The organism is Cellulomonas sp. APG4 (assembly GCF_009996735.1).
In the GTDB taxonomy this organism is placed as follows: domain Bacteria; phylum Actinomycetota; class Actinomycetes; order Actinomycetales; family Cellulomonadaceae; genus Actinotalea.
The window spans coordinates 75364-94455 of the sequence record NZ_JAACYI010000015.1; the positions used below are offsets into that span (position 1 = coordinate 75364).

The following is a 19092-nucleotide window of genomic DNA, read 5'->3' on the forward strand; positions in this document are numbered from 1 at the left end:
TCAGCGCTGCGCGTCACCCCAGCCGGCTGCCCCCGGGTCGAGCTCGGCGAGCATGCGCGTGTTGCCCAGGGTGTTGGGCTTGACGCGCGCGAGGTCGAGGAACTCCGCCACGCCGTCGTCGTGCGACCGCAGCAGCTGCGTGTACACCTCGGCGTCCACCGGCGTGCCCGCGATGGGACGGAAGCCGTGCCGCTCGAAGAACCGCACCTCGAAGGTCAGGCAGAACACGCGCGTGAGGCCGAGGGTGCGTGCACGCTCCATGAGCATCCGCATCATCGCGTGACCCACGCCGCGGCCGCGCCAGTTGGGGTGCACGGCGAGCGTGCGGATCTCGGCGAGGTCCGTCCACATGACGTGCAGGGCACCGCAGCCGATGAGGTAGCCCGAGGCGTCCTCGGCGACCACGAACTCCTGGACGCCCTCGTAGTAGCCGACCAGCTCCTTCGCGATGAGGATGCGCTCCTCGGCGTACGGCTCGACGAGGTCGCGGATCTGCGGCACGTCGCGCGGCAGCGCGGCCCGCACCACGAACGGGGCCGGGGCGTCGTCGTCCGAGCGCTGCAGCACGCCGTCGTGCTCGGTGCGGCGCAGGTCGTGGTCGGTCCGGGGCAGGTCGCGGTCGACCCGCCAGGGGTCGGGCTCGACGGCCGGGATGTGCTCGTCCACGAACCAGCAACCTAGAGCACGGCGCCCACGCATGCCGCGGGGACCCACCGCGGAGGGCCCGACGGGCGGCCTGCTACCGGGGGCCGCGGCCGGGCGTGGGGCGCGCGATGGTCGCCGGGAGGTCCACGAGCGCGGCCGCGGTGATCTCGTCGATCACGAGGTCCGTCACCGCGCCGGCCGCGAGCGCGGCACGCAGGGGTGCGACCTTGTTGTCGCCCGCGACGGCGCACACGCGACGCGGGATGCGACGCAGCTCGGTGGGCGTGGGGCCCGTGGCGCGAGCGTTCAGGGCGACGTCGGCGTAGCTGCCGTCGGCGCGGAGGAACACCGTGCACACGTCGCCCACCACGCCCTCGTCACGCAGCAGCGCGACGTCCTCGGCGTCGAGGTAGCCCGCCGAGTAGACGTGGCTCGGCACCCCTCCGCTCACGGCGCCGACGCTGAACAGCGCGATGTCGGCCCGGCGCTGGACGTCGAGCACGCGTCGCACCGAGCGCTCGCGCCACATCATCGCCTTGGTCTCGGGGTAGTCGAAGAACGCCGGCACCGGGAAGTGGTGGACCGCGGCGTCGAACGCGTGCCCGAAGCCCGAGATGAGGTCGCTCGCGTACTCGACGCCGCTGGTGCGCGTGTTCGCCGCGCCGTTGAGCTGGACCACCGAGCTGCCCCGCGTGACCTTGGGCGTGAGGTTGCGCCCGATCGCGGCGAGGGTGGTGCCCCAGGCGACCGCGAGCACCATCTCGGAGTCGAACCACGAGCCCACGAGCTTCGCCGTCGTGAGCGCGACCTGCTCGAGGCGCTGGAGCTCGGTCGCCGAGTCCGGCACCGGGACGACGTAGGCCTCGATGCCGTGGTCGTGGGAGATCGTGCGACTGAGCCCCGGGGCGAGAGTTCGTGCAGGCCGGATCGAGATCTCGACCAGGCCCGTCTCGCGTGCACGCTTGATCAACCGCGACACCGTGGACCTCGACGTACCGAGGTGCCGGGCGATGACGTCCATGGTCAGGTCCTGCAGGTAGTACATCGACGCGGCCCGCAGCACGTCCTCGCGCTCCATCGCGACCTCCTCGTCCTCGGCCCGGCCGACGACGGCCGCGACGCACCTCGGGCCCCGAGTGTTGCACGTTTGTGCACTCCCGTTGCGCGTTCGTTCTGGGTGTGACCAGATAGGACCGTGGCGCGCGACCCGTCACGGTCGCCTCGATCCCGGGGCCGCCTGGGCCGCGCGGGACGAGCACGGCGGGTGCCGTGCGCGGAGGAGGAACCGTGAGCACGTCGGCACTGACGCCCGAGGCCAGGACCAGCGCCCTCGACGCCCTCGCGGCGTCGGCCGAGGACGGCCAGGAGCTCGACGTCCTCGTGATCGGCGGCGGGGTCACCGGTGCCGGCGTCGCGCTCGACGCGGTCACCCGAGGGCTCACCGTGGGCCTCGTCGAGGCGCAGGACTGGGCGAGCGGCACGTCGAGCCGGTCGAGCAAGCTCGTCCACGGCGGCCTGCGCTACCTCCAGATGCTCGACTTCCACCTGGTGCACGAGGCGCTCACCGAGCGCGACCTGCTGCTGCGCCGCATCGCGCCCCACCTGGTGCGGCCGGTGTCCTTCCTCTACCCGCTGCACCACAACGTCTGGGAGCGGGCCTACGTGGGCGCGGGCGTCGCGCTCTACGACGTGCTCGCGAGCATGGCGCCCGGCAAGCGCGCGATGCCCTGGCACCGCCACCTCACGCGCAGCGGCATGGAACGCATGTTCCCGGACCTGCGCCACGACGCCGCCGTCGGCGCCGTGCGCTACTGGGACGCGAGCGTCGACGACGCGCGCCTGGTGACGACCCTCGTGCGCACCGCCGCGTCCTACGGCGCGCACACCGCGAGCCGCACGCAGGTGGTCGAGCTCACCAAGCGCGGCACCGGAGCCGTCAACGGCGCCGTCGTGCAGGACCTCGAGACCGGCCGGCGGATCACCGTCCGCGCCGACCAGGTGATCAACGCGACCGGGGTGTGGACGGAGGAGACCGAGGCGCTCGCCGAGGACGAGGGCGGCCTGCGGGTGCTCGCGTCCAAGGGCATCCACGTGGTCGTCCCGCGCGACCGGATCCGCGGCGACGTCGGCCTGATCCTGCAGACCGAGAAGAGCGTGCTCTTCGTGATCCCGTGGTCGCGGTACTGGGTCATCGGCACCACGGACACCCCGTGGGAGGAGTCGCTCCAGCACCCCGTCGCGACCGCGGCCGACATCGACTACGTGCTCGAGCACGCGAACGAGGTGCTGGCCCGCCCCCTCACCCGGGACGACGTCATCGGCACGTGGGCGGGCCTGCGGCCGCTGCTCCAGCCGGGCACCAAGGAGGGCACGTCGTCGGCCAAGGTCTCGCGCGAGCACACCGTCGCATCGCCCGCGCCGGGGCTCACCGTGGTCGCGGGCGGCAAGCTCACCACCTACCGGGTGATGGCCGTCGACGCCGTCGACTTCGCCCTGGGCGACCGCGCGAAGACGCTCCCCTCGATCACCGACCGCATCCCGCTCGTGGGTGCCGAGGGGCACGCGGTGCTCCAGCGGCAGTCGCGCCGCCTCGCGACCCGCTTCGGGTGGACCCGCGCGATGGTCGACCACCTGCTCCACCGCTACGGCGCGATGGTGGCCGACCTCGTCGCACTCGCCGAGGAGGACCCCTCGCTCGCCCGACCGCTCGAGCACGCACCCGCCTACCTGCGGGCCGAGATCGTGTACGCGGCGACGCACGAGGGCGTGCTCCACCTCGAGGACGTGATGCTCCACCGCACGCGCCTCACGTACGAGCAGGCCGACCGCGGGCTGAGCGCGGTCGACGAGATCGTCGACCTCATCGCGCCCGTGCTCGGCTGGGACGCCGAGCGCCGCAGCCAGGAGGTCACGTGGTACCGCGAGCGCTGCGAGGCCGAGGAGGCCGCGGCGCTCGAGCCCGACGACGCCACGGCGCAGGCCGTGCGCGAGCGCGTCCCCGACCCGGCACCGCTCGTGCCCCTCGGCGCGGACGCCCAGGGCGGCCACAAGCCCGGCTCGCCGGAGGACTCGCGCGGCGCCGCGGGCCCGGCCGGCACCTGACCGCACACCCCGACCGCCGGCGGCCGCCGGCTCCTGACCTCACGGCTCCACGACAACGAAGTCCGACGGAATCGAGGAACTCATGGAACTGTCCCTGGCAGGGTCTTCCTCTCGGAGGTGATCGGGACCGGCCTGCTGCTGCTGCTCGGTGCCGGTGTGGTCGCCAACGTGCTCCTGCCCAAGAGCAAGGGGTTCGACGGCGGCTGGCTGCTGATCAACTTCGGGTGGGGCCTCGCGGTCTTCGCCGGCGTGTTCGCCGCGTGGAAGTCCGGCGCCCACATCAACCCCGCGGTCACGTTCGGCCTGCTCGCCAACGGTGCCGAGTTCTACGACGGCAACCAGGCGGTGCCGGTCACGTTCGCGTCGACGCTCATCTACCTGCTGGGGCAGATGGTCGGTGCCTTCCTCGGCGCGGTGCTGGCCTTCCTGGCCTACAAGCCGCACTTCGACGAGGAGGCCGACCCGGCGCTCAAGCTCGCGGTGTTCTCGACGGGCCCCGCGATCCGCTCGTACGGCTGGAACCTCGTGACCGAGATCATCGGCACCTTCGTGCTGGTCTACGTGGTCATCCAGTTCGGCAACACCCCGCACGAGCTCGGCCCGCTCGCCGTCGCCCTGCTCGTCGTCGGCATCGGCGCGAGCCTCGGTGGCCCCACGGGCTACGCCATCAACCCGGCACGTGACCTCGGCCCCCGCATCGCACACGCCGTCCTGCCCATCCGCGGCAAGGGGTCGAGCGACTGGGGCTACGCCTGGGTGCCTGTCGTCGGCCCGATCATCGGCGGCGTCCTCGCCGGCCTCATGGCGGCCGCCGTCGGCTGACACCGGCCGGCCGCGCGTCGTCGGGCCCGCGGCCCTCCCCCACGCAGTCCCCCCTGACCCACACCGAACGAAGGAATGACATGGCCGACTACATCCTCGCCATCGACCAGGGCACCACGAGCTCGCGCGCGATCATCTTCGACCACTCCGGGTCGATCGTCGCGACGGGGCAGAAGGAGCACGAGCAGATCTTCCCCAAGGCGGGGTGGGTCGAGCACGACCCCGAGGAGATCTGGGTCAACGTGCGTGAGGTCGTGGGCCTCGCGCTCACCCGCGCGAACCTCACCAAGGACGACGTCGCCGCCGTCGGCATCACCAACCAGCGTGAGACCGCCGTCGTGTGGGACCGCACCACGGGCAAGCCCGTCTACAACGCCATCGTGTGGCAGGACACCCGCACGCAGAAGATCTGCGACGAGCTCGCGGCCCTCGGCGGCGGTGCCGACCGGTACAAGGAGAAGGTGGGCCTGCCGCTCGCGACGTACTTCTCGGGGCCCAAGGTGCGCTGGATCCTCGACAACGTCGAGGGCGCACGCGAGAAGGCCGAGGCCGGCGACCTGATGTTCGGCAACACCGACGCCTGGGTGCTGTGGAACATGACGGGCGGCACCAACGGCGGCGTGCACGTCACCGACGTCACCAACGCGTCCCGGACCATGCTCATGGACGTGCGCACCCTGGAGTGGGACGAGGAGATCGCGGGCGAGATGGGCATCCCGATGTCGATGCTCCCCGAGATCCGCTCGTCGTCCGAGGTGTACGGCGAGGGCCGCAAGGGCGGGATGGTGCCGGGCGTGCCGATCGCGGGGATCCTCGGCGACCAGCAGGCCGCGACGTTCGGCCAGGCCTGCTTCGAGGTGGGCACGGCCAAGAACACCTACGGCACGGGCAACTTCATGCTGCTCAACACCGGCACCGAGCCCATCCAGTCGAAGAACGGCCTGCTCACCACCGTCTGCTACAAGATCGGCGACCAGCCGCAGGTGTACGCGCTCGAGGGCTCGATCGCCGTCACCGGCTCGCTGATCCAGTGGCTGCGCGACAACCTCGGCATCATCTCGAGCGCCGAGGAGAGCGAGAAGCTCGCGGCCACGGTCGACGACAACGGCGGGGCGTACTTCGTCCCGGCGTTCAGCGGGCTGTTCGCCCCGCACTGGCGCTCCGACGCTCGCGGCGCGCTCGTCGGGCTCACGCGGTACGTCAACAAGGGCCACATCGCGCGGGCCGCGCTCGAGGCCACGGCGTTCCAGACGCGCGAGGTGCTCGACGCGATGAACGCCGACTCGGGCGTCGACCTCACCGAGCTCAAGGTGGACGGCGGCATGATCGCCAACGAGACGCTCATGCAGTTCCAGGCCGACATCCTCGGCGTACCGGTGGTGCGGCCGAAGGTCGCCGAGACCACGGCCCTGGGCGCCGCGTACGCCGCGGGGATCGCCGTCGGCTTCTGGTCCGGTGAGCAGGACGTCATCGACAACTGGGACGAGGACAAGCGCTGGGAGCCGTCGATGGACGAGGGCGACCGCGAGCGCCTGTACCGCAACTGGAAGAAGGCCGTCACCAAGACCTTCGACTGGGTCGACGAGGACGTCGACTGACGTCGTCGTCGACGGACGGGGGGAGTGCCGCAAGGCACTCCCCCCGTTCGTCTCGCACGCGCACAAGGTCGCCGAGCGACGGCTGACACTGGCAGCGGCGACGCGACGCCCTGGTGATGTGGACGTCGGGTTCCTCCGGGACACCCACCGGGGTGGTCAAGACAGGGGCAGCCGTCCTGGGCAACACCCTCACTGCCTCGGCCATGGGCTACACGTCGTCCGACCGACTGCTCCCCCTCCTGCCCATGACGCACCAGTACGGCATGTCGCTCGTCCTGGCATGGTGGCTCGTGGGATGCGAGCTGCTGGTCGGCAATCACCGACGACCGGTGCAGACGCTCCGCCAGATGCACGATCGACGTCCGACGGTGGGCGACGCGACCCCACCGGTGATGGCCGAGATCCTCACCGCCCTGCGCAGTGACGGCGTCGAGGCAGTGGGCCCGGACGTACGGATGTGGTGCGTGGGCGGAGCGCCTCTGCCATCGAGCCTGGCCGAGGGCTTCGCCAGGGCGACCGGCCGACCTCTGCTCGACGGGTACGGCTCGACCGAGCTCGGGAACGTCGCGCTCGCCGCCTTAGCCGACAGTCGTGACCTGGGCCGGCCGTTGCCGGGTGTCGAGGTGCGCATCGTGTCTCCCACCGGCGTCGAAGCGCCCGCAGGAGTGACCGGGGACGTGGTCATCCGCTCGCGATATGCCTTCGACCGCTACCTCACTTCCGGGAGCCGGATCCCCGACGCGGCCGGGTGGTTCGTCACGGGCGACCTCGGCAGCATCGACGCCTCCGGTCGCCTTCGGGTCGTGGGCCGTGCGCAGGCCGTCCACCGCGGCGGGATGACGCTGTACCCCGCGAGCATCGAGCGCACCGCCGAGCTCGGAGGCATCCCGCTCGTGGTCGTCGCACTGCCGGACGAGCGGATGGGGGCACACCTGACCGGGGTGGTTCAGGACCCGTGCACCGCCCCGGCCGGGACGTGGAAGGCCCGGCTTCGGGAGCTCCTCGCCGCGCACGAGGTGCCCGACCGCATCCTGGTGGTCGAGTCGTTCCCCCTGCTGCCGAACGGCAAGATGGATCGCGCCCTGCTCACCGAGAGGGCACGCCGGGCGCGGTACGACGCACGCCGGGGGACCGGGACGGCAGCGGGCACAGAGCCGGCACGGCGCTGGGACGCGGCCGGGCATGTCGCTGCAGGGGGGGAGCACACCATGACCGAGACCGAGCTCGGCGGCCCGCGAGAACGGCACGCCCTGCGCGCGGCCTCGTTCACTCGGGGCCCAGGAGATCTCCTGGACTTCCTCATCCCGCTGTGGGCCGGCGTCGCCCTGGGCCTGGACGCGACCAGGGTGGGCCTGCTCGTCGCACTCGAGCTCGTCGTCTCGATCGTCGTCCGGCCCGTCGCCGGACGGCTCTGCGACCGGACCGAGCGTCGGAGCGTCGCCGCGATCGGGGCGTGCGCGTACGCGCTCTCGTGCGTGGGGTACGCCGCAGCGAGCCTGACCGGGAGCTCGTGGATCGCCTTCGCCGCTGCCGGAGTCGGCGGAGTCGGAGGGTCGTTGCTGTGGGTCGCGCTCCGTTCCATCGTCAGCGAGCGGCTCGGTGTCGACAGCGCCGTGTTCCCACGACTCATGGCAGCGGAGGAGACCGGCGCCTGGGTGGCCTTCGTCGTCGGGCTGTCGGTCCTCGGGTTCGTCGACTTCGAAGGGGTCTTCGCGCTGTGCGCGGCCTCATGCCTCGTCGGCGCCGCCGTCCTGTGGGGTGCGCCGAGAGCCTCGACGACCAGCGGTCCGGGTCCCTCGGGAGCTGCGGGTCACGAGGGAACGGCACCCGCTGTCGCGTCGGTCCGGCGGCTGTCGCCCATCCTGTTGGCCGTCGTGGTCACCGCAATGGCTGAGACCGCCGTCGGCATGCTCCTTCTCCTGCATCTGCAGCGCCACTTCGACCTCGGCGTCATCCCGATCGCCTACGTCTTCCTCCCCGGCGCGATCGCTATGGCGGTCATGCCTGAACCGATGCACCGTGTCGTGCTCTCGATCGGGCGGCGGCGGGCCATGGTCGGGGCCTCGGTGCTCAGCGCCGTGTTCGCCGTGGGGCTCGCCTTCGCCGGTGGCCCGTGGGTCATCGCCGCTCTCTGGCTGTTCTCGGGTGTGGCATGGGCCGTCATCGTTCCCGTCGAGCAGGCCGTGGTCACCGAGCTCTCACCGGGGATGACGGGCCGGGCCTTGGGGGTCTATGAGTCCGCCGGGCTGACCGGTGCGGCTGTGGGCGCGGCCGCGGCCGGTGTGATCTACGACGTCGGGTCCTGGCAGATCGGGTGCCTCGTCGCTGCAGCGCTCATCCTGGCGGGAGGAGCGCTGGGGCCGTGGGCCCTCGGTCGGCTCTCGGTCGCCGACCGACCGGCGGGGCCGACTCCGTCCAGGGCCGGGTCCGGGCCGGTCACGTCGTGACGGGTGCAGCGACGCGACCCCCGGCCGCCCTGGGTCGTCCGGGTGAGGTCCAGCACCGGTGGGTGGTCGCAGGACCGGGCCCGCACGTCGCGTCGCGTGTGAACGACCGCGTCCGACGAGCGGTCGGCGAGCAGGGAGGCCCTGGCCGGTTCGACGGGACTCCCGCACGGGTCGAGAGCGTCGAGGCAGCGGGCCGGCGCATCACCCAGACGTGCGTGGTACGGGCGTTCGAGGCGCTCCGCTCCGAGCACGGCTGCGAGCTGGGGTCGGTGGAACTGCTCCTCGTCTTCGCGGCTCGCTACGCCGCCCTGCAGACACGTGGCCTCATCGACCGCGTGGACGACCCGGGTGCGCGCCTCAACCCACGGATCTCGACGGACATGGAGACGTCCGAGCCGATCCGGGGGGCGATTGCCGAGCTGGGCGCCGGTGGTCCGCGGGGCGCACTTGTCATCGCCTCGGCGTACGACGAGCGGACGGTCGCGCGCCTGGCTCCCGCCACCGGACACCTCATGGTCATGCGACTCGAGGTGTGGTGCGGGAGCGTGGATCCGCGTGAGGCCGACGTCCTGGTGAGCTGCTCGGTCAGCGGCGAGCCCACGGACCTGCCCGGAGGTCTGGCATGACAGACACCGCCCAGCGAGTCACGGTGGCGCTCACCGGTCGTGGTCTGGTGACTGCCTACGGCCTCGGTGTCGACGCGTACGTGCGCGGCACCACGACCGCAGGTGGGTCAGGAACGGCGCCGGGCCCCGTCGTGAACGGTACGGACCCGATCGATCCCGCCCGCATCGGCGCCACGTCCGACGAGTGGCTGGGGCTGGCCGTCGACGAGGCACTGCGAGAGTCAGGTTGGGGACCCCACGACGGGGTTCCGGAACTGATCCTGGTGGGCCAGTCCGAGCAACCTCAGGACGACCCGCGCACGACCCCCCTCTACACCCCGAGGACCGTCCGCTCGTCACAGCTCGAGTGGGAGGCGCCGCTCGTACTGTCGCATGCGTGCGCTTCGGTGCTGTTCGCCGTCGACCTCGCAGTCCGGCTGCTGGCCGACGGTGAGGCGCCCGCGGTCCTCGTCGCCGGGGTCTCGACCTGCAACGTCTACTCGACCCAGAGCCTGGAGGTGGTGCGGGCCGTGGGCTCGCACCCACCCCGGCCGTTCGACCAACGCCGCGATGGCATCACGATCGGCGAGGGCGCAGGGGCCCTGCTCCTCGAGCGTCGGGACGACGCCGAGGCACGCGGAAGGACCGCGGACATCGAGGTGGCAGCGGTCGTCGCCGGCATCGAGGGCCGCTCGGCGGCAGCCTCCGACGACGACGTGGTGCGCAGGTGCATGACCGAGGCGATGAGCCTCGCCGCGGTGGACAGGCTCGACTACGTGCACGCGCACGCGACCGGGACGCCGCAGGGCGACGAGGCAGAGGCCCGCGCGGTCTCAGCGCTGGTCGCGCGGCTCGGGAGCCCGCCGGTCCCGGTCTCCTCGCACAAAGGGGCACTCGGGCACCTGCTGCACACCTCCGGATTCCCCGGCATCGTGTCGGCGACGGTTGCCCTGCAGACTGGGGTCCTGCCCGCGACGGCGAACCTCGAGCGCCCGCTGGACATCCCGCACGTGCTCTTCCCGACGACTCCGTACCAGCCCGAGGGGGGCGTGCGGACCGCCATGGTCAACGCCTTCGGCTTCGGCGGGAACAACGCGAGCGTGGTCCTGCGGGACGTCGGTCCGTGCGACCAGCGTTGACCGCGGGGCAGGCTTTACCGCGACCATCACGATCGCATCTGTACCGGCCCGCCATTCGGAACAGGGCGACGTTCCCCACGTCGAGCTGCGCCGGGACCTCGGTGAGCACGAGACCCTCCTGGCGATCGACGGCGCTCGAGCGCTGCTCGGGTACGAGCCCGCGCACTCGTGGCGCGACCACCTCTGAGCGGCGTCCACACCCGCTCCGTCGGGGGCCCTCGGGGCTCGTAGGGTGGTCGCGTGACGCGCACCCCCCGACCTCTCGACGCCCACAGCCCGGGTGCCCTCGACGACGGCTGGGCCCCGCTCCCCGACGAGCCGCCGTACGACCCGGAGTACGACGACGTGCCGCCCGCGGCTGAGGCTGACGTTCCGGCCCGCCGCGCGACGCCGTCGTCGTCCGACTCGACCGCGGCCGCCAGGCCTGCCGGCGCAGGCACGGCGGTACAGCATGGCAGCGCAGGCACGGCGGCACAGCCTGCTGGGGCACCCGCTCCGGTGGCGCCCGGTACGGCGCCCCTCGACGTGCTGCGCACCGTGTGGGGCTACCCCGACTTCCGCGGTGACCAGGCGCAGATCATCGACCAGGTCACCGCCGGCGGGGACGCGCTCGTCCTCATGCCGACGGGCTCGGGCAAGTCCCTGTGCTACCAGGTCCCCGCCCTCGTGCGCGAGGGCACGGGCGTGGTCGTCTCACCGCTCATCGCCCTCATGCAGGACCAGGTCGACGCGCTCTCGGCGCTGGGCGTGCGCGCGGGGTTCCTGAACTCCACGCAGGACGGCGCCGCGCGGCGCGAGGTCGAGCAGGCGTTCCTCGCGGGTGAGCTCGACCTGCTCTACCTCGCACCTGAGCGGCTGCGCGTGCCCGCGACCCTCGAGCTGCTCGACCGCGGCACGATCGCGCTGTTCGCGATCGACGAGGCGCACTGCGTCTCGCAGTGGGGGCACGACTTCCGCCCCGACTACCTGCAGCTCTCGCTGCTGCACGAGCGCTGGCCCACCGTCCCGCGCATCGCGCTCACGGCCACCGCCACCGAGGCCACGCACCGCGAGATCGGCGAGCGGCTCCAGCTCACCGAGGGCCAGGGCGCCCGACACTTCGTCGCGAGCTTCGACCGGCCCAACATCCAGTACCGGATCGTGCCCAAGGACAACCCGCGGGCCCAGCTGCTCGAGCTGCTACGCACCGAGCACGCCGGTGACGCGGGGATCGTCTACTGCCTGTCGCGCGCCTCGGTCGAGTCGACCGCGGCCTTCCTCACGTCGCAGGGCATCGAGGCGCTGCCGTACCACGCGGGCCTCGACCGCCGGGTCCGCGCCGCGAACCAGGCGCGCTTCCTGCGCGAGGAAGGCCTGGTGATGGTCGCGACCATCGCGTTCGGCATGGGGATCGACAAGCCCGACGTGCGGTTCGTCGCGCACCTCGACCTGCCCAAGTCCGTCGAGGGGTACTACCAGGAGACGGGCCGCGCGGGGCGTGACGGCCTGCCGTCGACGGCGTGGCTCGCGTACGGGCTGCAGGACGTCGTCCAGCAGCGCCGGATGATCGACTCGTCCGAGGGGGACGCCGCGCACCGCCGCCGGCTCTCGGCGCACCTCGACGCGATGCTCGCGCTGTGCGAGACGGTCACGTGCCGCCGGGTCCAGCTGCTCGCGTACTTCGGGCAGACGTGCGAGCCGTGCGGGAACTGCGACACGTGCCTCACGCCGCCCGAGTCGTGGGACGGCACCGTCGCGGCGCAGAAGCTGCTCTCGACGGTGGTGCGGCTCGACCAGCGCGGGCAGCGCTACGGCGCCGGCCACCTGGTGGACATCCTGCTCGGGAAGGCCACGCCGCGCGTGAGCCAGCTCGGTCACGACCAGCTCAGCACGTTCGGCATCGGGACAGATCTGGCCGACGGCGAGTGGCGCGGCGTCGTGCGTCAGGTGCTCGCGCAGGGCCTGCTCGCGGTGGACACCGACGGCTACGGGACGCTCCACCTGACCGAGGCGGGTGGGGCCGTGCTGCGCGGTGAGCGTGACGTGCGACTGCGCCGCGACCCCCGCCCCGCGCGCGGGTCGCGGCGTTCGGGCTCGGGCCGCGGGGGCGGACGCGCCGCCGCGGTGGTCGACCTCGACGACGCCGCGGCCGCGAGGTTCGAGGCGCTGCGCGCGTGGCGTGCCGCGACCGCCAAGGAGCAGGGCGTCCCCGCCTACGTCGTCTTCCATGACGCGACGCTGCGCGAGGTCGCGACCCGGCAACCGACCGACCTCGCGGGCCTCGGCGAGGTCGCAGGCGTCGGCGCGGCCAAGCTCGACCGCTACGGCGAGAGCCTCCTCGCGGCCCTCCACGCCGACCCCACCTGACCGCGAGCGGTCAGCTGTCCCGGGTGGCGATCCGCCGGAGCGTGTCCTCCTCGATCGACGTGAGGCCGACCGCTATCGGGTCGAGATGCGCCGCCACCGATGACCCGTCGGGTCGAGCGAGCGTGACCGCCGGCGAGAGCACGTAGAAGTCGGCGAGCTCCATGTCGCAGTCGACCTCTGCATCCACCTCGACCGTCGCACCCGGGGGAACCACGCCCGACGGGAGCGTCGCGGGCGTGACGCTGACGCCAGGAGTCTCCACGGCGACCTCGACGACCTCGAGACTGCTCGAGGACTCGTTGCGGAACGCACCTTCGATCGCGCCGCACCGCGGGACGCTGAGAGCGAAGTCACCCGTCGGGGACACGTCCGACGGCAGCTGCGACCACATGACTGCCCAGTCGCCGACGGCGACGACCTGAGGGGCGGCCACGCCGTCGAGGAACAGCTCGACCTCTGCGAACTCGGCCGCATCATCCTCCGGTGGCAGCTCGAAGCGAATGTTGCCCAGCCGCAGCCCGTCCAGGTGTGCATCGCTGCGCTCGACCGAGAGCTGCGACTCAGAGACCTGCTGACCACCGGGAAGGCCCACGCCTGTGACGCTGTCCCAGATGGGGTCCGTCGCCTCGGCAAGGAAGATGAGATTCACCGGGTACGAGTCTCCAGGGTCCACGACCGCACGTGCGTTCGTGAGCGCGAAGTGGGCGTTCGTGCCCTGCTCGGTGGGTTGCGTGCCACCGCACGCGGACGTCGCCATGAGGACGCCGGAGGTCAGGGCCGCGAGACGGCCCTTCGACGACGGCGTCACGACGCAGCCAACGCGGTGTCGAGGGTTGCGAGGAACGCGTCGGGGGCGTCGCGGCGCACGTTGTGACCTGCTGACGGGACGTGGACGTGGATGAGGCGGCCGTGCGGGGCCTCGCCCAGCACCTCGGCGGCCCGAGCCACCTGGCCGGGATCGACGATCGCGCCCCGCGCCGGGTCACCCGTCACCAGCGTCACTGGCACCTGCACCTGTGCGAGCGCGTCGGGCCAGGTCTCCGCGTCCTCCGGGAACCAGCGGTGCTCGAGCTCGAGCAGCCGCAGCGAGGCCTGCTGCGCCGAGCGCGCCCAGGGCTCGTGCTCCTCGTCGGGCCACCCGGGCTGCGCGGTCCGCGAGCGCGCCACGAGCTCGTCGAGCGGGACGGCCGACCACTCGGCGAGCGCGCCCGCGAGCCAGGCCGGGGCGCCCGTCGGCGTCGTCGGCCGCTCGCGCACCCACGCCGGGTCCTCGAGCACGAGCCCCGCGACCAGCTCGGGTGCCGTCGCGGCGAGGCGCTGCGCGGTGAGACCGCCCATCGAGTGCCCGACGACGAGGGCCGGCCGGCCGATCACCTCGCGCACCACCGCGGCGGCCTCGGCCGCGAGGGCGTCGATCGTGAACGGCTCGTCGGGCAGGCCCGAGCGGCCGTGGCCCCGCGCGTCGATCGCGACGACCGCCCGCGGGACGGGCGCTGCGGTGAGGTGGGCGACCACGCCCGGCCAGCACTCCCCCGAGTCCGTGACGCCGTGCACCAGCAGCACCGGGACCGCGCTCGCGTCGAGCGGCCCGTACCCGGTCCACGCGACGTGCTCGACGAGGCCCATCGCCAGCGGCCCGCTCACGGCGCCGTCCCCGTCGAGCCGCGCACCACGAGCTGGACCGCGAGACGGTCCTCCGCGGGTGGTACCGGTCGTTCGGGCTCGAGTCGCTGGAGCAGCAGGTCCACTCCCGCGCTGCCGCTCGCGGCCCGCGGCACCTCGACGCTCGTGAGCGGCGGGGTGGTGAGCGCCGCGGCCGGGATGTTGTCGATGCCGACCACGCTCATGCGTCCCGGCACGTCCACGCCGCGCTGACGCAGCCGGTCGAGGACGCCGAGCGCGAGCAGGTCGTTGTAGGTGAGCACCGCGGTCGCACCGCTCGCGAGCACCAGGTCCGCCGCGGCGACCCCGCCCGAGACGTAGGGCCGGAACGAGCCGAGCTCGATCATCTCGAGGTCGCTCTCGTGCTCGGCGTCCCGCACCGCCGCGAGCCGCTCGTCGTCGGACCACGAGCCGCGCGGCCCGCCGACGTAGGCGATACGCCGGTGGCCCAGCGCGCGCAGGTGGTCCAGCGCCTGCCGCACGCCGTCGCGGTTGTCGATCGTGACCGTCGGGACGTCCCCGCAGGGGCGGTTGACCAGCACCATCGTGCAGTCGGCGGCGAGGTCGACGATCACCTCCTCGGGTGTGCGGGGCGAGCACAGGATCACGCCGTCGGCCCGGGTCGCGATGCTGCGGACGAGCTCGACCTCCTGGCGCGAGTCCTCGTCGGTGTCGGCGACGATCAGCGCGTAGCCGAGGCTGAGCGCGCGGCGCTGGGCACCCTTGACCACCGAGGTGAAGTACGGGTTCTCGAGGTCGGGCACCACGAGGCCGAGGGTCTGGGTGCGACCCGTCGTGAGGCCGCGTGCCGCTGGGCTGGGCCGGTAGCCGAGGCTGCGTGCCGCGGCGAGCACCTTCTCGCGGGTCTCGGGTGCCACCTGGTCGGGCCGCGCGAGCGTGCGCGAGACGGTCGAGAGCGAGACCCCGGCGACGCGCGCCACCTCGCGGGCTCCGGCGGGCACGGGACCTCCAGGCGTCGGTCGCGCCGACGGTCGCCGACGCGGTGACCCTACTCTGCGAGCGTTTGCGGTATCGCGTCAAGTACTGTCAGCATCGGCTTCAGCGTTGCAGACACGAGGCACCACGGGTGCCGTGACGGCGACGGAGCCGCGAGGGGGACCCATGAGGATCGAGAGGGCCGAGGTGCTCGTCACGAGCCCGGGCCGCAACTTTGTCACGCTGCGCGTCACGACGTCGGACGGCGTCGTCGGGCTGGGTGACGCGACCCTCAACGGGCGCGAGCTCGCGGTCGCGTCGTACCTTCGCGACCACGTCGCCCCCTTGCTCGTGGGCCGGGACGCACACGCGATCGAGGACACCTGGCAGTACCTCACGCGCGGGGCCTACTGGCGCCGCGGGCCTGTCACGATGACGGCCGTCGCCGCGGTCGACATGGCGCTGTGGGACATCAAGGGCAAGGTCACCGGGGTGCCGGTGTACCAGCTGCTCGGCGGTCGCAGCCGGCGCGGCGCGCTGGCCTACTGCCACGCGTCGGGCAGCACGGTCGACGCGCTGCTCACCTCGATCCGCAACCACCTCGAGCTCGGCTTCCGCGCGGTCCGCGTGCAGACGGGAGTGCCCGGGCTCGGCAAGGTCTACGGGGTGGGCACGGACCAGCGCGCGGGCGAGCGCTACGACTACGAGCCCGCCGGCCGCACCGCGCGCCCGGTCGAGGAGGAGTGGGACACCGCGGCGTACCTGCGGCACATCCCGCACGTGTTCGAGCGCCTGCGCGAGGAGCTGGGCCCCGAGCTCCCGCTGCTGCACGACGCGCACCACCGGCTCAGCCCCAACGAGGCCGCCCAGCTCGGCCGCAGCCTCGAGCCCTTCCGGCTCTTCTGGCTCGAGGACTGCACGCCCGCGGACAACCCCGAGCTGCTGCGCCGCGTGCGCCAGCAGACCACGGTGCCCCTCGCGATCGGCGAGGTGCTCACGTCGATCCACGACTACCGCACGCTCATCACCGAGCAGCTCATCGACTACGTGCGCTCGTCCCCCGCGCACACCGGCGGGATCACGGGCGTGCGGCGGCTCATGGACCTCGCCGGCCTCTACGGGATCCGCTCGGGCTTCCACCAGCCCACGGACATCTCACCCGTGGGCATGGCGGCGGCGCTGCACCTGGACGTCGCGCTGCCGAACTTCGGCATCCAGGAGTACATGCAGCACAGCGCGACCACGCTCGAGGTCTTCCGCACCAGCTACACCTTCAGCGACGGCCTGCTCGACCCGGGAGAGACGCCGGGCCTGGGGGTCGAGCTCGACGACGACCTCGCGACGCGCTTCGAGTACACCCCCGCCTACCTGCCCGTGAACCGCCTGCGCGACGGCACCCTGCACGACTGGTGACGCAGGTCAACGGTCGACGCGGGCGCTGCCGCCGCCCGCGAGCTTGAGCACCTCCGCCTTGGTCGCCATGGTCGTGTCGCCCGGGGTGGTCATCGCGAGCGCCCCGTGCGCGGCGCCGTACTCGACCGCGGTCTGCAGGGGCTGGCCGTCGAGCAGGCCGAAGATGAGACCCGAGGCGAACGAGTCGCCGCCGCCCACGCGGTCGAGGATCTCGAGCCGCTCGCGGTGGGTCGCCTGCACCACGCCGGTCTCCCGTGACCATGCGAGCGCACCCCAGTCGTTGACGCTCGCGGAGCGCACGGTGCGCATGGTGGTGCCGATGACCTGGAAGTTCGGATAGGCCGCGGCCGCGGTCTCGATCATCGCGGCGAACTTGTCGGCCTCGAGGTCGGAGAGGTTCTCGTCGACACCCTCGACCTCGAAGCCGAGGCTCGCGGTGAAGTCCTCCTCGTTGCCGATCATCACGTCGACGTGCTCGGCGATCCGCTTGTTGACCTCCTGGGCCTTCGCCTGGCCACCGATCGACCGCCACAGGCTGGGCCGGTAGTTGAGGTCGTAGGAGACGACGGTGCCGTGCCGGTGGGCCGCGGTCACGGCCTCGACGACCACCTCGGCCGTGCTCTCGCTGAGCGCCGCGAAGATACCACCCGTGTGCAGCCAGCGCACCCCGAGGTCACCGAACAGGTGGTCCCAGTCGACGTCGCCCGGCTTCATCTGCGAGGCCGCGGTGAGGCCGCGGTCCGAGACGCCGACGGCACCCCGCACGCCGAAGCCGCGCTCGGTGAAGTTCAGGCCGTTGCGCACCTCGCGACCGATCCCGTCGAACGGCACCCACTGGATGAACCGGGTGTCGAGACCGCCGGTGAGGATGAAGTCCTCGACCAGGCGGCCCACCTCGTTGTCGGCGAGCGCGGTGACGACGGCGCCGCGCAGTCCGAACGCGCGGCGCAGGCCACGGGTCACGTTGTACTCGCCGCCACCCTCCCACGCACGGAACGAGCGCGCGGTGCGGATGCGGCCCTCCCCCGGGTCGAGCCGCAGCATCACCTCGCCGAGCGAGACGGCGTCGTACCGGCACTCGTCAGCAGGACGGATGGTCAGGGACATCGGTGTCTCCTCGGTCTCGGCCCGCCGAGATCGGCCTCTCCGTCGCTTCCCATGCTGGGAAGCGACCGTAAGTCCAACCTCGGCGTTCGCGGGGTGAGTGGGGCAGGTCAGGGGGCGGGGCGGGTCAGGGCGACGGCGTCGGCGGTGAGCCGCGTGATGCCCGCGAAGTCGCCCGCGCGGATGCGGTCCTTGGGCACCATCCACGAGCCCCCGACGGCGACGACCGCGGGGACGTCCAGGTACTCGCGGACGTTCGACGCGCCGATCCCGCCCGTCGGCACGAAGCGCACGTCGCCGAACGGGGCCGCGAGCGCGGAGATCGCGGCGGCACCACCCGAGGTACCGGCGGGGAAGAACTTGACCGTCGAGAGCCCGAGCTCGAGCGCGGCCTGGATCTCGGTGGCCGTCACGGCACCCGGGAGGGCGACGACGCCGTGCTCCTGGCACCGCTCGACGACGGCGCGGCTGAGACCCGGCGAGACGACGTACGAGGCACCGGCCGCGACGGCCTGGTCGACCTGCGCAGGGGTGAGGACCGTCCCGGCGCCCACGAGCACGTCGCCGCGCTCGGCGATCTGCCGGATCGCGTCGGGCGCTGCCGCGGTGCGGAACGTCACCTCGGCCACGGGGAGGCCGCCCGTGACGAGGGCCTCGGCAAGGGGGCCCGCGTCGCCGGCGTCGTCGAGGACGACGACGGGCACCAGGCGGGCGTCAGCGAGGGCGGCGAGGGCGTCCATGGAACTCGTTTCGCTAGGCGGAACGCACATATCGTTGTGCGAAACAAGGATCGCATGGCACAGCCACCCCGGCAAGGACGCTCGGGCCCTCGGCTCAGGCGGCCGAGGCGCCCAGGCGCAGCTCGCCCAGCACGTCGTCCTCGAGCACGTCCGCGAGCAGCTCGGCGACCACCAGGCCGTGGAGTGCGGGGAGGGCCGCGCGGACCCGCAACGGATCGGCGTCGGGTTCGCGCGTGAGCGCGTCCGCCGTCGCGTCGACCACCGCGAGCAGCTGGGCGCGCAGCCGTCCCGTGGTGTGCGCCGCCCACGCCGCAGCGTGCATGGCGCGCGCCCACACGCCCACGGGCCAGCGCACCTCGGCGAGCCGCTCGAGCGGCGCGGCCAGTGCACCGGGCGGCTCGGACGGCGCGCCGTCGAGGGCCGTCCGGCTCCAGGCGCGGCCCAGGGCGGCCGCGTGCTCCTCGGGCAGGTCCGGGCCGAGCCACGCCGCCGCGACAGCGCCCGCGGCGGTGGCGCTGCCTCTATACACATCT

General features: G+C 72.7%; 16 protein-coding genes. 8 read left to right on the top strand and 8 right to left on the bottom strand.

Features of this window, described 5'->3' with window-relative positions:
* A complete protein-coding gene (locus tag GXB85_RS12100) occupies window positions 1–528 on the bottom strand; it encodes an amino-acid N-acetyltransferase (RefSeq protein WP_370524210.1) in 528 nt (175 codons plus the stop codon).
* Window positions 529–739: 211 nt separating this feature from the next.
* On the bottom strand, window positions 740–1723 hold the full coding sequence (locus GXB85_RS12105; RefSeq protein WP_161917904.1) for a sugar-binding transcriptional regulator: 984 nt from the start codon (window positions 1721–1723) through the stop codon (window positions 740–742).
* Between the two features lie 209 nt (window positions 1724–1932).
* Between GXB85_RS12105 and GXB85_RS12110 the strand changes: the two genes are divergently transcribed.
* The 7 genes from GXB85_RS12110 (at window position 1933) to recQ (ending at window position 12704) form a co-directional block, all read left to right on the top strand.
* Complete coding sequence (locus tag GXB85_RS12110; protein WP_161917905.1) at window positions 1933–3747, top strand: glycerol-3-phosphate dehydrogenase/oxidase; 1815 nt, start codon at window positions 1933–1935, stop codon at window positions 3745–3747.
* A 117-nt stretch (window positions 3748–3864) separates the two neighbouring features.
* Window positions 3865–4569 carry an MIP/aquaporin family protein gene (locus GXB85_RS12115; protein ID WP_370524206.1) on the top strand — a complete coding sequence of 235 codons (705 nt, stop codon included), beginning with the start codon at window positions 3865–3867 and terminating at the stop codon, window positions 4567–4569.
* 80 nt (window positions 4570–4649) lie between these two features.
* Window positions 4650–6167: a glycerol kinase GlpK gene (glpK, locus tag GXB85_RS12120; RefSeq protein WP_161917906.1), complete on the top strand. Its 1518-nt coding sequence runs from the start codon at window positions 4650–4652 to the stop codon at window positions 6165–6167.
* A 116-nt stretch (window positions 6168–6283) separates the two neighbouring features.
* Window positions 6284–8614, top strand: a complete 2331-nt coding sequence (locus GXB85_RS12125; RefSeq protein WP_161917907.1) for an MFS transporter — start codon at window positions 6284–6286, stop codon at window positions 8612–8614.
* Window positions 8615–8883: 269 nt separating this feature from the next.
* Window positions 8884–9240 carry a hypothetical protein gene (locus GXB85_RS18290; RefSeq protein WP_237728223.1) on the top strand — a complete coding sequence of 119 codons (357 nt, stop codon included), beginning with the start codon at window positions 8884–8886 and terminating at the stop codon, window positions 9238–9240.
* Window positions 9237–10358, top strand: a complete 1122-nt coding sequence (locus GXB85_RS12135) for a beta-ketoacyl synthase N-terminal-like domain-containing protein (protein ID WP_161917909.1) — start codon at window positions 9237–9239, stop codon at window positions 10356–10358. The genes GXB85_RS18290 and GXB85_RS12135 overlap by 4 nt, the downstream gene beginning before the upstream one ends.
* A gap of 240 nt (window positions 10359–10598) precedes the next feature.
* The gene (recQ, locus tag GXB85_RS12140) at window positions 10599–12704 is read left to right on the top strand and encodes a DNA helicase RecQ (RefSeq protein ID WP_370524207.1); all 2106 of its coding nucleotides are present in this window, start codon (window positions 10599–10601) and stop codon (window positions 12702–12704) included.
* Window positions 12705–12714: 10 nt separating this feature from the next.
* Here the strand turns inward: recQ and GXB85_RS12145 are convergent, their stop codons facing one another.
* Genes GXB85_RS12145 through GXB85_RS12155 form a run of 3 tightly spaced genes read right to left on the bottom strand, consistent with a single transcriptional unit; the run spans window position 12715 to window position 15328 of the window.
* Window positions 12715–13512, bottom strand: coding sequence for a hypothetical protein (locus GXB85_RS12145; protein WP_161917910.1), 798 nt, complete (start codon window positions 13510–13512; stop codon window positions 12715–12717).
* Entirely contained in the window at window positions 13509–14348 is an 840-nt protein-coding gene (locus GXB85_RS12150) for an alpha/beta fold hydrolase (protein ID WP_161917911.1), read from the bottom strand. The genes GXB85_RS12145 and GXB85_RS12150 overlap by 4 nt, the downstream gene beginning before the upstream one ends.
* Window positions 14345–15328 carry a LacI family DNA-binding transcriptional regulator gene (locus GXB85_RS12155; RefSeq protein ID WP_161917912.1) on the bottom strand — a complete coding sequence of 328 codons (984 nt, stop codon included), beginning with the start codon at window positions 15326–15328 and terminating at the stop codon, window positions 14345–14347. Before GXB85_RS12155 ends, GXB85_RS12150 begins: the two co-directional genes overlap by 4 nt.
* 160 nt (window positions 15329–15488) lie before the next feature.
* Between GXB85_RS12155 and manD the strand changes: the two genes are divergently transcribed.
* Complete coding sequence (manD, locus tag GXB85_RS12160; RefSeq protein ID WP_161917913.1) at window positions 15489–16715, top strand: D-mannonate dehydratase ManD; 1227 nt, start codon at window positions 15489–15491, stop codon at window positions 16713–16715.
* A 6-nt stretch (window positions 16716–16721) separates the two neighbouring features.
* Here the strand turns inward: manD and GXB85_RS12165 are convergent, their stop codons facing one another.
* From GXB85_RS12165 to GXB85_RS12175, 3 genes are all read right to left on the bottom strand, one after another.
* On the bottom strand, window positions 16722–17822 hold the full coding sequence (locus tag GXB85_RS12165) for a sugar kinase (RefSeq protein ID WP_161917914.1): 1101 nt from the start codon (window positions 17820–17822) through the stop codon (window positions 16722–16724).
* Between the two features lie 107 nt (window positions 17823–17929).
* Window positions 17930–18559 (bottom strand): bifunctional 4-hydroxy-2-oxoglutarate aldolase/2-dehydro-3-deoxy-phosphogluconate aldolase, encoded by a 630-nt coding sequence (eda, locus tag GXB85_RS12170; RefSeq protein ID WP_161917915.1) that lies wholly within the window; start codon window positions 18557–18559, stop codon window positions 17930–17932.
* Between the two features lie 94 nt (window positions 18560–18653).
* Window positions 18654–19092: hypothetical protein (locus GXB85_RS12175; protein ID WP_202627911.1), on the bottom strand; the 439-nt coding region annotated here is incomplete at its 5' end.

Excerpts from the sequence above, each read along its gene's own strand:
- GXB85_RS12105 (WP_161917904.1), bottom strand. The coding sequence starts at position 1,723 with ATGGAGCGCGAGGACGTGCTGCGGGCCGCGTCGATGTACTACCTGCAG.
- glpK (WP_161917906.1), top strand. The coding sequence starts at position 4,650 with ATGGCCGACTACATCCTCGCCATCGACCAGGGCACCACGAGCTCGCGC.
- GXB85_RS12125 (WP_161917907.1), top strand. The coding sequence starts at position 6,284 with ATGTGGACGTCGGGTTCCTCCGGGACACCCACCGGGGTGGTCAAGACA.
- GXB85_RS12135 (WP_161917909.1), top strand. The coding sequence starts at position 9,237 with ATGACAGACACCGCCCAGCGAGTCACGGTGGCGCTCACCGGTCGTGGT.
- manD (WP_161917913.1), top strand. The coding sequence starts at position 15,489 with ATGAGGATCGAGAGGGCCGAGGTGCTCGTCACGAGCCCGGGCCGCAAC.
- GXB85_RS12165 (WP_161917914.1), bottom strand. The coding sequence starts at position 17,822 with ATGTCCCTGACCATCCGTCCTGCTGACGAGTGCCGGTACGACGCCGTC.
- eda (WP_161917915.1), bottom strand. The coding sequence starts at position 18,559 with ATGGACGCCCTCGCCGCCCTCGCTGACGCCCGCCTGGTGCCCGTCGTC.